The sequence below is a fragment of the Streptomyces sp. ADMS genome, assembly GCF_033441795.1.
Lineage (GTDB): Bacteria > Actinomycetota > Actinomycetes > Streptomycetales > Streptomycetaceae > Streptomyces.
In genome coordinates this window covers 1-235 of sequence record NZ_JAVFVX010000642.1, presented here as the reverse complement: position 1 = coordinate 235, position 235 = coordinate 1, and the positions used below count along the sequence as shown (strand labels likewise).

The 235-nt window shown below is 67.2% G+C and carries 1 protein-coding gene; it reads left to right on the top strand.

The window, feature by feature from the left end; translation table 11 throughout:
• A partial coding sequence (locus RB628_RS42305) for a hypothetical protein (RefSeq protein WP_318325873.1) occupies positions 1-235 on the top strand: 235 nt, incomplete at both ends.

Sequence of the window (235 nt, the reverse complement as noted above, 5' to 3'; positions counted from 1 at the left end):
TTCCAGGGATTCCAGGGCGACACCGGCACCCAAGGCACCCAAGGCGACACCGGTGCTCAGGGCACCCAAGGTGACACCGGCGCTCAAGGCACACAAGGCTTCCAAGGCGACACCGGTGCTCAGGGCACCCAAGGCGACACCGGCACACAAGGCACCCAAGGCGACACCGGCACGCAGGGATTCCAGGGATTCCAGGGCGACACCGGCACCCAAGGCACCCAAGGCGACACCGGTG